The 16,222-nt window shown below is 37.4% G+C and carries 14 protein-coding genes; all 14 read right to left on the bottom strand.

Annotated elements, in window-relative coordinates; all coding sequences use genetic code 11:
- Positions 1 to 143 precede the first annotated feature (143 nt).
- Positions 144 to 986: a carbohydrate ABC transporter permease gene (locus tag CWR45_RS17845; protein WP_115751188.1), complete on the bottom strand. Its 843-nt coding sequence runs from the start codon at positions 984 to 986 to the stop codon at positions 144 to 146.
- Positions 987 to 1,020: 34 nt separating this feature from the next.
- Entirely contained in the window at positions 1,021 to 1,914 is an 894-nt protein-coding gene (locus CWR45_RS17840; RefSeq protein ID WP_115751187.1) for a carbohydrate ABC transporter permease, read from the bottom strand.
- A 197-nt stretch (positions 1,915 to 2,111) separates the two neighbouring features.
- Entirely contained in the window at positions 2,112 to 3,497 is a 1,386-nt protein-coding gene (locus tag CWR45_RS17835) for an ABC transporter substrate-binding protein (protein WP_115751186.1), read from the bottom strand.
- A gap of 77 nt (positions 3,498 to 3,574) precedes the next feature.
- Complete coding sequence (gene murQ / locus CWR45_RS17830) at positions 3,575 to 4,480, bottom strand: N-acetylmuramic acid 6-phosphate etherase (protein ID WP_281271872.1); 906 nt, start codon at positions 4,478 to 4,480, stop codon at positions 3,575 to 3,577.
- A 460-nt stretch (positions 4,481 to 4,940) separates the two neighbouring features.
- Positions 4,941 to 5,801, bottom strand: a complete 861-nt coding sequence (locus CWR45_RS17825; protein WP_115751185.1) for a MurR/RpiR family transcriptional regulator — start codon at positions 5,799 to 5,801, stop codon at positions 4,941 to 4,943.
- A gap of 21 nt (positions 5,802 to 5,822) precedes the next feature.
- Entirely contained in the window at positions 5,823 to 6,791 is a 969-nt protein-coding gene (locus tag CWR45_RS17820) for an N-acetylglucosamine kinase (RefSeq protein WP_115751184.1), read from the bottom strand.
- Positions 6,792 to 7,487: 696 nt separating this feature from the next.
- Positions 7,488 to 7,958, bottom strand: a complete 471-nt coding sequence (locus CWR45_RS17810; protein WP_115751182.1) for a flavodoxin domain-containing protein — start codon at positions 7,956 to 7,958, stop codon at positions 7,488 to 7,490.
- Positions 7,959 to 8,144: 186 nt separating this feature from the next.
- On the bottom strand, positions 8,145 to 9,803 hold the full coding sequence (locus tag CWR45_RS17805) for a glycoside hydrolase family 13 protein (RefSeq protein ID WP_115751181.1): 1,659 nt from the start codon (positions 9,801 to 9,803) through the stop codon (positions 8,145 to 8,147).
- 467 nt (positions 9,804 to 10,270) lie between these two features.
- Complete coding sequence (locus tag CWR45_RS17795; RefSeq protein WP_115751179.1) at positions 10,271 to 11,239, bottom strand: sugar phosphate isomerase/epimerase family protein; 969 nt, start codon at positions 11,237 to 11,239, stop codon at positions 10,271 to 10,273.
- On the bottom strand, positions 11,236 to 12,300 hold the full coding sequence (locus CWR45_RS17790; protein WP_115751178.1) for a Gfo/Idh/MocA family protein: 1,065 nt from the start codon (positions 12,298 to 12,300) through the stop codon (positions 11,236 to 11,238). Before CWR45_RS17790 ends, CWR45_RS17795 begins: the two co-directional genes overlap by 4 nt.
- Positions 12,301 to 12,305: 5 nt before the next feature.
- Positions 12,306 to 13,337: a Gfo/Idh/MocA family protein gene (locus CWR45_RS17785; protein ID WP_115751177.1), complete on the bottom strand. Its 1,032-nt coding sequence runs from the start codon at positions 13,335 to 13,337 to the stop codon at positions 12,306 to 12,308.
- 17 nt (positions 13,338 to 13,354) lie between these two features.
- Complete coding sequence (locus CWR45_RS17780; RefSeq protein WP_115751176.1) at positions 13,355 to 14,065, bottom strand: ThuA domain-containing protein; 711 nt, start codon at positions 14,063 to 14,065, stop codon at positions 13,355 to 13,357.
- Positions 14,066 to 14,161: 96 nt separating this feature from the next.
- On the bottom strand, positions 14,162 to 15,181 hold the full coding sequence (locus CWR45_RS17775) for a LacI family DNA-binding transcriptional regulator (RefSeq protein WP_115751175.1): 1,020 nt from the start codon (positions 15,179 to 15,181) through the stop codon (positions 14,162 to 14,164).
- 183 nt (positions 15,182 to 15,364) lie between these two features.
- Positions 15,365 to 16,186 carry a DUF1189 domain-containing protein gene (locus CWR45_RS17770; RefSeq protein ID WP_115751174.1) on the bottom strand — a complete coding sequence of 274 codons (822 nt, stop codon included), beginning with the start codon at positions 16,184 to 16,186 and terminating at the stop codon, positions 15,365 to 15,367.
- Positions 16,187 to 16,222 lie beyond the last annotated feature (36 nt).

The following is a 16,222-nucleotide window of genomic DNA, read 5'->3' as shown; positions in this document are numbered from 1 at the left end:
AGTTTGCGAAATGTCATTAGCAAAAAAAAATTATTTAAATGTAGCATATAAAAATAATGCTCACCCTTTGATTTTTAATAAATCAGAGGGTGAGCGTTTATTCATTAATCAATCTATTTCTCCATCATAAAGTTCTAATTTTTCTAACCCTTTATTGCTCCTTCTGTCATCCCTTCTGCAATCCGCTTCTGGAAGATTGCGTAGAGAATAATGACAGGAACAATTGCGATTACAAGACTTGCAAACAATGTACCCCAAGCATTCGTATATTGTGCTTCACTGCTTATGAAATCAATTGCGAGTGCAAGTGTATATTTTTCACTGCTTTGCAAAAAGATTAATGCCATAAAATATTCATTCCAAAACTGGATGGCGTTCATTATTGTAACTGTAATGATTCCAGACATACTAAGTGGGGTAATTACTTTCCACAATACGCCATAAGGAGAGAGACCATCAATCGCTGCTGCTTCTTCTAACGATTTAGGAATAGTGCTCATAAAACTCGTTAAAACGAAAATTGTAAAAGGCAGTTGGCTAACAGCGTATACGATTGCTAAGCCGTAAATATTATCCAGTAAATGTAAATCACTCAATAAAAAGAATAATGGGATCCACCCTAATACCATTGGAATCATCATGGCTGATACATATAAAGTAAATAAAAACTTACTGCCACGGAAATTTATCCGCTCAATTGCATATGCTGTTGGTATTGCAAGCATCAATGTTAAGACAGCACCAACTATTGTCACAATGAAGCTATTCAGCACACTTGTGCCAATATTATAGTTTGTCCATGCATCTACATAATTTTGCCAATTAAATGTTTCCGGAAAGCCCCATGGATTTCGGTAAATTTCTGCGTTTGATTTAAATGATCCAAGAAACATCCAGAAGATAGGATACAGTACCGCTATCGTCCAAAGGATTAATGGTATCCGAATCCCGCCTCGCCCAAGAATTTGTCCAACACTTCGCTTCAAGATTATTCATCCCTTCCATGCTTTACTCTCATGATTAGTAATCTACTTTTTCTCTACGCATAAAGAATTGTAAAATGAGCACGGTGAGTAATGACAGTACTAAAATCATCACACCAATTGTTGCCCCATATCCGAAATTAAACTGAACAAATGCTTGCTGATAAAGGTAGGAACCCATTACATGTGTCGCATTATTTGGTCCCCCGCCAGTCATAACCTGAACGATAACAAAGGAGCCATTTAGTGTTGTGATTACAATATAAAGAATCGCAATCTTTATTTGCGGCCATAGCAGCGGAACAGTTACCTTCCAGTATTGCTGCCACTGTGTTGCCCCATCTATCTCAGCTGCTTCATAATAGCTTTTATCAATGTTTGAAATACCACCGATAAGCATAAGCATAAATAAACCAATCCCCGCCCAGACCGATGGTAATACGAGACTAGGAAGTGCCCATTTTTCATCACCGAGCCATGGTTTTGCTAATGACTCTAAGCCAATGAATTCTAAACCTGAATTGACTAAACCAATACTCGGATTATAAATGAACATCCATAGGATCCCAATAACAACAACCGACATGATATTTGGAAAGAAAAATATAACCCGATAAAATGGCGCTTCTTTTAGTTTAAGCTGGGTTAACGCAACCGCAAAGAACATCGCCAAAACCATAATCCCAATAACCTTAGTTACAACTAGAAAATAATCATGAATAATAGTATTCGGGATGATTGCATCATTAAATAGCTTTATGTAATTACCAAATCCAATAAACGTTTTATTGCTTGATGAGCCCGACCAATCAAAAAAGGAATAATACAATCCGCTGAACAACGGATAAAGCGTAAAGATCGCAAACAAAATAAAAGTAGGAACTAAACAAAATGCTAGAAACATATATTTTTGCTTTTTGGATTGAACCATTTTATCACCCTTTTCTATGGCAAATAAAGAACCGATAAAAACCGATATTTCTAAAATCCTTAAGATTAGCTAACACTTTAGTTAATATTCTTTCAAGTTTAATTTAAGAAAGTGCTTCATCTTTCTTAGCTATAAATGAAATAATTGGTATGGAATGCTAAAGAAGTACCGTCACATCCCACACCAATTTCATTTACTTATAGACCGCTGCGATATTCTGCTGCAGCTTTTTCAGCTTCTTCAACAAATTGTTCTGCTGTCATATTCCCCAGCATCAGTGACATTAAAGCATTGCCAAGTGGTGTCTCTAAATCTGCACTCATAGGATATGGCTTCTCATAGATTTGCACTTGTTCCGGGTCATTAATCATTGCATTAGCCTCTGTTAAATAACTAGGAACATTTTCATTTTCTGTTAAATCAACGCCATTAATATTCATAATCGCTCCCGTATGCTCAGAGAATGACATCGCATATTCTCTCGTAAATACAAACTCAACAAATGCTTTAGCCGCCTCCGGATTCTCCGCGTTCTCTGCGATTGCTAGTGGACGTAAATCTGGAACGATTGCAAACGGTTCACCCGCGTCTTGCATTGGTGATGGAATAAATCCAAAGTCAAATCCTTCTGGAATATCATTTGCCATCTCATTTGGCAGCCAGAAACCTACTGGTACAAAAGCATTATCATGCAATAAGAAATTCATCTGGGATTGCGTGTGATTTAATGCTCCTAGTCCTGAATCAAAGAATCCAGCTTTCTGAATTTCCTCTACCTTCTTCATCGTTTCTAATGTAACGTCACTACTCCAGGCACCTTCTGCACCACTGATAAGATCCGCAAGCAATTCTTCACCACCAGCAGCTGCAAATGCAGGGTAAAGCATCCCACGCATGAAATAGTATGGATGCTGCCCACTTGTTACTAATGGATCAATATCTTCCCCTTCTTTAATCTTTTCCATTGAACTCATGAAACTATCGAAATCTGTTGGTACTTCATAGCCTTTTTCATCAAATAATGCCCTGTCGTACCATGTTCCCCATGTATCAAACACAAGTGGCAACGAATAAATATCACCATCATAGGATGCGGGAGCAACAATAAAACTATCAATCAGCTTGTCGCCACCTTCAAGCTCAATCTCCTTGACCCATTCTGTTAAATTCATTAATTGTCCATCTTCTACCATTTGCGTTTCACTGGATCCTGCCCCATCAATGTACACGACATCTGGCGGGTCATTTGATACCCAACGTGAACGCATCTCTTCATTAATATTTGGACCTGCATGCTCGACAATATTTACATCTGGATTTGCTTCTTTAAAATCAGCAATAACTTCTTTCCACCAGGAATCACCATATCCCCCTACAAAATATTGAATTTCGAGATCTCCTGATATTGCTCCATCAGTTCCATCATTTGTTGAATCACTTGGTTCATCTGTCCCGTCACTTGAAGAACTAGAATCTGAATCTGCATCGTCTGAAGAACATGCTGAAATAACAAGTGCAAGCGCTAACATTAAAGTGAGTAATAACCAGACTCGTCCTTTTTGTAATTGTTTCAAGTTATTCATCCCCTCTTATTTTCTTTAATTATGTGAAAGACATTAATAGCGACATGGCTATTAATGGAATTTCAAAGCTTCCTATCTTATGAAAGATAGTCAATTGCCTTTCTTACATAACCATCCGATTGAACAATTGCCTCTTCTGCTTCTTGCAGCGTGACATTTCTTTTAAGCATTACAATCGCTGGCTTTACTTTATAGTTCGTCTGAATAAGTATTTTTTCTACCTCTTCATAGGTAGCTTTTGTTACTTCACTTACTGTTCGCTTTGCTCTTTCCCGAAGTTTATAGTTATTCGCATGAAGATCGACCATTAGATTCTCGTGGACTTTTCCTAGCTTCACCATTGTTGCCGTACTTATCATATTCAATATCATTTTATGCGCAGTAGCCGCTTTCATTCGTGTAGACCCTGTTAATACTTCAGGACCAACGACAACTTCAATCGCACAATCTGCATCACTACTAATCAAGGAATCTTGATTACATGATAATGCAATGGTATATGCTCCAATTGTTTTTGCATATTTGAGAGCACCTATTGGATATGGTGTACGTCCACTTGCGGTGATTCCAATTACAACATCCTTCTTTGCAAGCTTCCTTGTCTGTAAATCAAGACCCCCTTGATTTTCATTATCCTCAGACCCTTCTGCCGCATTAAAAAATGCATCCATTCCTCCTGCCATTACTGTCTGCACCATCTCTTTTGGTGTCATAAATGTTGGTGGACATTCTGATGCATCAATTACCCCTAACCTTCCGCTTGTTCCAGCGCCAACATAAAATAGCCTGCCACCACTGGCGAGCGATGGTACAATATGATCTACCGCAACCTCAATCTTCGGCAGTACCTTTTCTACTGCAAAAGCAACTTTTTTATCTTCTTCATTAATTGTGTGCAGTATCTCAGCTGTAGACATTTGATCCAGGTTCATACTCTTCTTGTTTCTCTGCTCTGTGGTAAGTCTGGATAATTCCATCTGCATGCCATTCTCCTCTATACTTAAGATGAAAAGTAAATTTTCATAATTTTACTTCATTATAATGTTGCTGAATTATATTGTCAATATATATTATATTTTCTGTAATTAAATTTCAGTTGATATATACTGTGAAATAGTGACACAAGTGCTTCAGATCTAGACAGTAGTTGGCTACCTACACACAAGGCTGAGTATGTTGTTACAATCAACGTTGATTCTTAGTGGGTTTGCCATTCTTTTGCTTCGAGATTCTACACTATCATCAGCGGAAGAAATACACGAAGACTCCTGCGGGAAGAAGAGCCTAGGTGAGACTTCGAAGTGCGACAGCACAAGGAGGCTCACCAGCTCCCGGGAAAGCGTAGTGTATTTCTGGAGCGAAGGCCAAGGAAGTATATATCATCCTTAGTTAGTTCGAAGTCTTAATAAAGATGAGTAACACAGTTCTAGTAGTCCTTGTCTATTAGAAAGCATCTTTAATAAAGGAAATTGCAGCTCTTGTTTCGTCTAGATGTTTCACTGTTTTTTCATATTCAACAGAGGCAAGTGTCATAAACAAAATATCAATTACATGAAGCTGGGCAATGCGTGAGGATGTTGCTCCGCTTCGAATCGTTGCTTCCTTTGCGGCGGAAGTAAATAAACGAATATCGGAATAGTTTGAGACAGCAGTGTTTCCATATTTCGTAATACTAATCGTTGTCGTCCGCTTCGATTTTGCAAGCTCCATTAATTTCGCCACTTCTTCCGTATTACCAGAAAAGGAAATCCCAACAACGACATCACCTTCTCCTTTGTTTGCAACAGTTGTTGCGGCCATATGTACATCCGAGAACGAGAATGCATTTTTATTAATTCGTAAAAATTTCTGCTCGGCATCCTTTGCAGCAATATTGGATGCTCCGACACCGAAGAAAATAATTGAGTTTGAAGTTGATAGAGCACTTATTGCTTTTTCAAGAGCTTTAATGTTCATCATATCTGCAGTTTCCTTTAACGTCTGAATTGTATTCGATGTTACCTTTTGAATAATATTATTAAATCCTTCATTTGGCTCAATATCCCGATATTCATCGACTGCCTCCTCCTGCAAGTCACCTGCAATACGGATTTTTAACTCCTGCAACCCGCTAAACCCTAATGATTTGCAAAGGCGAATAACGGCGGCACTACTCGTATTACTCTTTTCCCCTAGCATTAACGCCGTTAAAAGAACCGATTCCTCTGGATTTCGCAAAATATATTCTGCTATTTTTCTCTCTGAAGGCGGTAAACGATTTACCATTTCCTTCAAAATCACAAGTCCACCTTTAATGTGCGACATTGCTTCAACCTCTTCTCTAATTTAGATTGTATCAATTATATTGTTAATGACGGATTGGGACGGCTCTTTCCCTTGGCTTAAATAAGCACCGATTAATGATCCCCCAACTGGAGGCATTTTTGGCAGAATTACTTGCAAATTTTTCTGCAGCTTTTGTAACCTTGTTGCTATTAGTCTTGGAAGAATTTCTTCTTCACTGAATACGCCGCCACATAATACAACTTCTGTTTTTTCATTTTTCTGAAAATGTTTTGTATAAAGCATTATAATATTCGTTGCTAATTCCTTTGCAACATTAGTAATTATTTCACCAGCAACTGAATCTTTTTGTTTATGAGCATCAAGTACTATTTTTGCAAAAGCTGCAATGTCATTCTTAGGTGTGGGCGATGAATAGATTTTTTTCATCAATTCCTGTGGATGAACTATTTTAAAAAAGCTGAATAGATTTGGCAATAAAATTGTATTATCCTCTTTACTATCATAGGTTTTTAGAGCACACATTATCCCCTGTCTACCAATATCGTATCCGCTACCTTCATCACCTAGAAAATACCCCCATCCACCAACGCGATCATGCTGTAACTTAGAATTGATTCCATAGGTGATGCTCCCTGTTCCTGAAATTTGCACAATGCCTGGTTTTCCGTATGTACCAGAATACAAGGCATTAACAGGGTCTGTCTCTACATGAACTTGACTAGTATTTGTTACGATGCGTTTCATTACATCAATGAAGCGACATCGATTCGTTTTATTTCCGGCTCCAGCAATTCCAGCAAAAATATGAATATATTTGAACTCTACATTTCTCGTCTGATTTTTTAACGAAAGAAAAAGCTCCTCGAGTGTCTGTATCAACAATTGATTAGAAATTGAATTCAGATTCGTAGCCCCAACTGTTGCTTGCGCAATAACTTTTCCATTCTCATTGGCAAGTGCTGCTCTTGTTTTTGTCCCACCGCCATCAATACCAAGGATATATCCCAAATCCTCGCCCTCCTTCAGAATCATTTGGTATATTCGTATGTTTATAGATTATATAATTTCATGTCAATAAACAATGCTTTTACCGAAATATTATTTCACCTTTATATTAAATAAAAATAATGCGATAAAATAAATTTTAAAAAGGGGTGCAACATATTGCGTAATCTTTTCCTGTTACTAGTCGGAATTCTGTCCTATCCATTTGTATTTCAACATGTTTACTTTTTCAGGTAAAACATAAAAGTGGATAGCTGGATTTTAGAAAAATTCTTTATCACCAAGTCTTTCAGTGAAAACTGCAGATGTACTTGTTTAGTAAGAAAAATATATATTTTCTTAACTACCAAGGTGACTCAGCATAGTAATGGTTATGAAGATAATGAATTGAACTTATTTATAAGGGCAACGATGCACAATTAATTGGGGCAATAACATTCTCTCTCAATACAAGAACTAGTGAACTTGAAATGACAGATATGTTAGATGATAATAATAGTCTGAAAGTGACTAGTATGAGTAATCCAAATAATGAAAAAACTTTGGAACTCCGAAGCAGAAGTAATAGTAAAGTGGAATGGCAAGGAGGAAAATTTCTTATTAAGCAAAAACTAGTCTTAAATTCCAATGCTCGAACCGCTTATTACAAATGCAGATAAGATAGCTTTAAACCTCCTTATCTGCAAATGAATAATTTTATTATTTAACGTTCAGTTCCTTCCCACTAATTAGCATTGATAGCCTATCAGCAAGCTGTTCACATTTCTTAAGATCTTCTTGATTTGGCCCCAAATCAACAACTAGCTTTTCTGGAACCATAACGGCACCAAGTTTCTCAAAACGCTCATACATTATATCAAGCGCAGTTCCGTACTCATCATAAAAAGAATCTGCCGAGCCAAAAACGGCGAATGGTTTTCTTTTAATATTGACACCATCAAGTTCATCGTAAAAATCCTCAACTTCAAACGGTAAATCTCCGCCAACCCAAGTATAAACGCCAAATAATATACCATCATAGTTTTCAAGTTGTTCTACTTCTATTTCATCATAATCAAACATCTTCACAACAACGTCCTGGTTATTATTTCTTAAATGATTTACCATTGCCTTAGCCATCAACTCCGTATTTCCAGTCGCACTAGCATAGAGCATTAAAATTTTGCTCATAATTGCCCCTCCAATAAATAATTATATAAACCACTATATTGATAATGAGAAGCATTTTCAAGTCACTCTAAAAATAACTTTACGTATCAAAAGAACAAATTTATGTCAAGAAAATAAACAAACTGAATCCGCTGATTCAGTTTGTTTACTACTTAACCATATTTTATTAGACCGTTTAAGCTAGCATTATACTAATTTATAAACTCTAGCTTCATAAGGTTTGAACGTTAACACTCTTTCAGATTCTCCTAAATGAACATGATAATTCGCCAGCAATAATGCTCCTAAATTAACTTTATCTGGCAGTTTCACCTTCGTTTCTACAGCAAAGAGATTCGTCATGATGAGCACCTTCTCACCATCAAGTGTTCTTGTATAGGCAAAAACCTGATCATGGCCAGCTAAAATAAGATCATAGCTACCATAAATTAATACAGGATTTTCTTTTCTAAGCTTTATTAGTAATTTATAATAATAGAAAATAGAATCTGAATGGTCCATTGCATTTGCTACATTTATTTCTTTATAATTCGGATTCACCTTAAGCCATGGCCTTCCATCAGAAAAACCAGCATTTTCCGTATCATTCCATTGCATCGGAGTTCTTGAATTATCACGACCTGTTTTCCAAATCACTTCCATAATTTCCTCAACTGGTGTTCCCGCTGTCAGTTCATTATCGTATAGATTCTTCGCATCTACATCATCATAATCATCAATTGATGGATAATGGACATTCGTCATACCGATTTCTTGCCCTTGATAAATAAACGGTGTTCCCTGCATAAGGAAATACATTGTTGCCAAGCATTTGGCTGATTCCTTTATATACTGATCACTATTTCCCCACGTTGAAACAGAACGCGGCTGATCATGATTTTCTAGAAATAGTGCATTCCAGCCAAAACCATCAAGCCCCTTCTGCCACTTCGTCAATGTCTTTTTCAAGGCATGAATATCGAGTCCTGTATTAGTATCCTTGCCCCATAAATCCAAATGTTCGAATTGGAATATCATATTAAACTTGCCATTTTTCTCGCCAACCCAAACATCTGCATCTTCAATCTTCACTCCATTTGCTTCCCCAACCGTCATAATATCGTAGTTAGCAAATGTCTTTTCCTTTAATTCCTCTAGAAAAATTTGAATGCCATTCTGATTCATGTGACCTGCAAATGATGGCACATATTTCTTCTTCTTTGGATTCGGTAAATCGGGAAAACCTGGACGCTTTTTAATATGTGAGATTGCATCAACTCGAAACCCATCAATTCCCTTATCCAGCCACCAATTCACCATATTGTATAACTCATTTCTTACGTTAGGATTTTCCCAGTTGAGGTCAGGTTGTTTACTTGAGAAAACATGAAGGAAATATTCATTTGTTGTTTTATCGTACTTCCAAGCAGATCCACCAAAAATCGATTCCCAGTTATTAGGCTCTGAGCCATTTTTCCCTGGATGCCATATATAATAATCGCGATAAGCATTATCCTTTGATTTTCTCGATTCAATAAACCATTGATGCTCATCTGAGGTATGATTAATGACAAGATCCATAATTAATTTCATTTCTCGCTGATGTACTTCATCTAATAGTTGATTAAAATCAGCCATTGTTCCAAATTCAGCCATGATCTCCTGATAATTACTAATATCATAGCCATTATCATCATTCGGAGATTGGTAAATCGGCGACATCCAGATTACATCGATTCCTAAATCTTGAAGATAATCTAGTTTGGAAATAACTCCTTGGATATCACCAATTCCATCTCCATTAGAATCCATAAAACTTCTTGGATAAACCTGATACACAACCGCTTCTTTCCACCATTTCTCCATGGATATCCCCCTTACACTTCATTTTTATTTTTTATATTGAAATAGAGTCATAAAAAGCCGCAATGACAAGAAGGCAATCAATGTACCTGTGAAAAAAGGTATTAGAAAGGTAAACTTCATTAAGCTAAGATACAAAATCAGTACACTGCTATTATCACGGCTAAAGATAATCCAAGGGCTTTCGATTGTTGAGTAGCAGAAAAAAGCAGCACTGACATAAGATTGTAATTGGTTTAGCAAACAAATTATTTGCGTTAAGGAATTTAAAGTTAAGTGGAAGGAAGATAAGGCAAAGCAGATTGATGACAGCAAATTACATCACCCATTCACTTCCAGCATTTATCCCACCAAACAACCGAAAACTCCTCTCCCTTCCCTCCACTAATCCTGCAATCGTAGTGTGCAACAAAAAACAAAAACCCCTTCAGATAGTTAACTACTCAAACGATATGAAGGGGTATAAAGCTTTATGCCCACCACATGTTATCAAGTGATTCTTCAATATTGACCGCCTTCAAATTCCGAACAGCAGCCTTAAAGCCTTCATCAATTGACATAATTGGGTCCTCATGCTCGATGCTAATTACGTAGTCATAACCATAAGTCCGTAATGCACTTACAATATTTGACCATTCTTGAATACTATGTCCGTAGCCCACCGAACGGAAGCTCCATGCTCGGGTCTGTACCTTCGAGTAGGCTTGCATATCTGTTAAACCATACATATTGACATTATCTTGATCAATGTATGTATCTTTTGCATGGAAGTGATGGATTGCGTTTTCTTTACCAAGAATTTTGATTGCGGCAACTGGATCAATTCCTTGCCACCATAAGTGACTTGGATCAAGGTTCGCACCGATAGCATCATTTGTTGCTTCTCGCAATTTAAGCATCGTATGTGGCGTATGGACAAGGAATCCTGCATGAAGTTCGAGACCAACCTTCACACCATGATCCTTCGCAAATTGCCCCTGCTCCTTCCAGTAAGGAATCAATTTTTTCTCCCATTGCCACTCTAGTATATCCGAATACTCTGTCGGCCATGGTGTGACGGGCCAGTTTGGTAGTTTGGAATCTTCATTGGAACCAGGAACACCTGAAAAAGTGTTAACGACAGGTACATTTAATAATTCTGCTAATCTCACCGTTTTAATAAATGTATCATGTGATTTCTCTGCATGTGCCTTATCCGGTGAAATGGGATTATCATGACAGCTAAATGCACTAATTGTTAATCCACGCGATTGAATTGTTTCTATGAATGCTTTTCGCTTGTCCTCATTATCTAGCAATTCATCAACATTACAATGTGCTGTTCCAGGGTTGCCACCAGTACCAATTTCCACTGCCTGTAGCCCTGCATCCTTCACATAATCTAACATTTCTTCTAATGGTTTTCCTGAAAACAATACCGTAAAGACGCCTAGTTTCATATGATCTCCTCCACCTTTTTTAATGATGAACCTAATCTCACACTTTTCCCCATTTCACTGCTCTTATAAATGGCCTCTATTATTCTCGAAACTTGTAAAGATTGCTCTGGTTTACTGATTAATTCTGCTTCACCAAGACAAGCAGCAACAAAGTTTTCCGCTTGAAGTAATCCCGCTTCCTGCTGATCATCCGATAGATCTGCACTAGTTGTCATAAATGTTCCATGGTTCGGCTTGTAGAATTCATAGGGAAATACGTTTAATCCTCCATCAACACCGGAAATGCTCAGATGATTCGTATCTTCCTTTATATTTGCAGCCCAGGAGCACTCGAAAAACATCGACGCTCCACCTTCAAACTTAATATAAGCGGAAACATGATCGTCGACATCAAAGGTTTCATGATCGAAAGTTCCCCAGTCATTTAGTTGATTTGGTATTCTACTAAGATGGTTATAAGTCGTACCAATTACTTCAACAGGCTTCGGATCGTTTAATAACCAAAGTGCTAAGTCAAGAAAATGACAGCCATAATCTATTAAACTCCCACCACCTTGCAAATCTTTATTCGTAAATACTCCCCAGCCAGGAACTTTCCGACGTCTGAGCGCCTGTACTCTCGTTACAAGTGGTTCTCCAATATCAGGTACCGCACGCTTTGCAACCTGTGAAACTTCCATATGACGATAATGGTAGCCGATACTTAATACTTTATTCGCCTTTTTCGCAGCAGCAACCATTGCTTCACATTCAGTCGTTGTGATGGCCATCGGTTTCTCACATAAAACGTGAACACCTGCCTCTAATGCTGCTACTGTAATTTCTGCATGAAACTTATTCGGTGTACAAATTGTTACTGCATCAACAACGGAAAAGAGCTTATGATAATCTGTAAACACTTGAGGTATATCATATTTCTTAGCAACTTCCTCTGCACGGACACTATCTAAATCTTGAACAGCAATAATATCCACTTTTTCCTTTAGCTTTAGATATGCAGGGATATGTCGGCCCTGAGCAATACCGCCAGCACCGATGATCCCCATTTTTAATTTTGTCATAAGCCTCATCGCTCCAATTGATAAATACTTTTCGTTTCAACGGATTCAATTGCTCCTAAAATAACTTCGAGCGATTTCTTCCCTTCTTCACCATTAATCAACGGTTCCTTATCCTCAACAATCGCTTCAATAAAATGATCAATTACATGGGTTGTTGTTTGCCCACCTTCTTCATTAGACTGAATTCCACCTAATTCATACTTCACAACTTCACCATTCTTATACTGTACGACAAGGGAAAAGTCTGGATGATCCTCCAACCTTAATGTCGCATTTTCACCATAAATAATCGTCGAATTATCTTCCTTCGCTGTATATGCCCAGCTTGCAGCTAATGTACCAATGACACCACTTGCTGATTTCAATATAAACACGGCATTATCATCAACATCAGTATTCTCTTTTGCACTTGTTTCAACAAATGCACCGACCTCAACGAATTCTTCCCCTAGTATATAGCGAAGTAAATCTGCCTTATGTACGCCAAGATCACCCATAGCCCCAATAAATGCTTGATCCTTATTAAAGAACCAGCTATTTCCCCCATCGACACTCCAGCCTTCTGGTCCACCATGGCCAAATGCTGTGCGGAAGCTATAGATTTTCCCTACTTCACCTTTTTCAATTAGTTGTTTTGCTTTTTGATGAGAAGAAACGAAGCGCTGATTATGACCAATCATCAATTTCTTTTTGTTTTTGTTTGCTGCTTCTATCATTTGTTCTGCTTCTTCGATTGAGGTTGCCATTGGCTTTTCGCATAGCACATGATTTCCTGCATTCAAAGCTGCAATGGAAACTGGGGCATGCAAGTAATTAGGTAAACAAACACTGACAGCATCTAGTTTTTCCGTGTTTAGTAATGTTACATAATCTGTATAAGCTTTTGCTTGATATTTCTCAGCTGCTGCCATTGCTCTTTCTTCTATAAGATCACAAACCGCGACAATTTCAACATTCGGATTAAGCCCATATTCTGGTAAATGCCGATGCTTCGCAATACTTCCACAACCAATAACTGCAACACGTAATTTTGTCATGTCTTTCACTCTCCCAATTAGATTTGTTCTAATGCCTTGTGATTACCATAGGTTGGTGTTAGGGTATTAATACTTGCAGCCCACTTTACCCCATTTTTAATGACTTGCTGAATGTCTTTATGGTGGTACGTTGGATGGGTTTCATGTCCAGGCTGGAAGTAGAAAATCTTCCCCTTTCCGCGTTTAAAGGTTGCTCCACTGCGGAATACTTCCCCACCTGAAAACCAGCCAATAAAGATTAGTTCATCTGGGGCAGGTATATCAAAGTGCTCTCCATACATTTCTTCCTGTTCCAGTTCAATATACTGGCCAATACCTTTTGTGATTGGATGCGTCGGGTCAACAACCCATAATCGTTCTTTATCGCCCGCTTCTCGCCACTTCAGATCACAGCCTGTGCCCATTAGTGTTTTAAAAATCTTTGAAAAATGAGCTGAATGCAGAACAATAAGCCCCATTCCTTCGAGGACACGCTGTTTTACCTTTTCAACCACCTCATCGCTCACCTCATCGTGTGCGAGATGCCCCCACCAAATTAGCACATCTGTATTTGCTAACACTTCATCCGTTAATCCATGTTCTGGCTCATCCAATGTTGCTGTTTTCACATTTTCAAAGTCTTCTTGCAAAAAGGTTGCGATAGTTCCGTGGATCCCATTTGGGTAAATCTCCTTAACGTTTGCATCCTTTTTCTCATGTCGATATTCATTCCAGACAAGAATATTCATATTTTTTACCTCTTTCTATTTTATGCATACACTAGTATTCTTTCTTACTTTGTCTCATTCCTCTAACAAGATTGATTTTAGAATCCATTTATAGTCCTACTTGCGATTAATAACTGAATCTCGGTAAACGATGTTATGCGGAATGATAATTCTTTTTGCGGGCTCTGACTTATTATTTGTTTTGTTGATTATCGCTTCTGCCGACTTTGCACCTAAATCATAAATATGAACATCGACAGTAGTGAGCGCTGGACGGATTATTTCTGAAAGGTAGACATTGTTAAAGCTTACAATTGAAATGTCTTGCGGAACTCGTATATTTGATTTTTCAAGCATACTCACCACTCCAAGACTAATTAAATCATCACTTATAACAATCGCAGTTGGTCGATCCTTCATTGCTAAGATGCACTCAACTGCTTCCTGACCACCCGACTTTAGAAATTCTGTTTGGATGCTATATTCATCAACATTTGGTAATCCAGCTTCCTTCAACGCCACTTGATACCCTGATTCACGGTCCATTGTCACCATCAAGTCCCTTGATCCTCCAATAAATGCAATTCGTTCATGTGATTGTTCGATTAAATAATTTGTAATCTCTTTTCCAGCTTTAAAATTATCATTATCTACATGTGTGACTTGATCAATATCTTCAACCGGCTTCCCAACGATGACAAAGGGAAAATCTTGTTCGCGTAAGAAGTTTGTTACACCATCATTTATTCGGGAGTAAAGTAAAATTACGCCATCCACTGAGCCACCATAGACCATACTTTTTACTTCACTTAGAATTTCTTCTTCCGATTGTCCACTAGAAAGCGTAATTGAATATTGATTTTTATGTGTGACAGATCCGATTCCACGCAAAACCTCTGGAAAGAACGGATTTTGTAATGCTTTATCAGCTGATGAAGACATGACAACCCCGATAGCATTTGATGATTTCACTACTAAATTACGTGCATGAATGTTAGGATAATAACCTAAATCCTCCATCGCTTTTCTAACCTTTTTCTTTGTTTCCGTACTTATTCTTGGATTATCTGCAATAACTCTAGATACTGTAGAGGGAGATACTCCTGTTACTTTTGCTACGTCTTTAATCGTTACCATTCATCTCACCATCTAATAATTATTTACTTCATTTTTTATCTTGCAAATTTCTTGCTGATTCTCTGGTTCTAAGACACATTTGTCACTTGTTCGCAGTTTACATCAATTTTTTTATCCCCATGATCAATTCTATAATCTATAAGAAAACTATCTTAATCTGTATCCATCATATTGAATGAAAAATTATGCTGCTAATTCATCACTGAAACGAGTTTTATAGAAAACAGCTAATATCATCAGTACTGTTCCGAATGACTGAATCAACAGGATCGTGATCATATCATATCGAATGACTCCGATAACCATCGACATTAAGGTAGCAAGCCCCATTGCATTTACAATTAAATTTACGGATTCTTTAAAAGTTTTTATCGAAGAAAATTGACCTTTTCTTGTAAAATAAATGAAAATGGATGATCCAAGTACGATAAATACAATGCTAGCGAGTGACAAACTGAAAACAGCAAGAATTAAACTTCCGACAACAAAGCTTTTATTTTGAATGAACCATTGCTGTGATATAGCGGTTTTCAATTCATTAACTGTCGTGATATTTTTCACTGAAAAATCCTTTGTATATTTCACTTCTGAAACTGGATTTTTTCCTTCTTTTATTAGCAGTCTATTCGCCAGAAATAATATTGCATTTTCCTCCTTGATCAGTTCATCTGCTTCCTCTTTCGATAAGGATCCACCAATCCCCCCTTTGTCACTTTTATAAAGAAAGCTAGAATGTAATTCCATCTCCCCATTTGAGAACTCCGCTTCCTTCATAGCTGTAACTACTGATTCATCAATTAGAGAAAATGCATTTGGAAATGTCCCTTCAATAGGAAAAGAATCCATTTTAGCAAAGCTTAAGGAAACTGGTATCATTATTAGAGCATTTAAAAACAGGATAATTATAATGATTTGCAGCCAATTTAGTTGATGACGACCTTTAAAAACTTTTATTGGTGTCCATATTGTCTTAAAATAATTTAATGGGAATGTATCTGTTTTCATTTATTCACTTCATTTCTCTAAGTTTAGCAGCAGTAC

This window comes from Oceanobacillus chungangensis, assembly GCF_003369565.1.
GTDB lineage: Bacteria > Bacillota > Bacilli > Bacillales > Amphibacillaceae > Oceanobacillus > Oceanobacillus chungangensis.
This window is presented reverse-complemented; position numbering and strand designations above follow the sequence as displayed.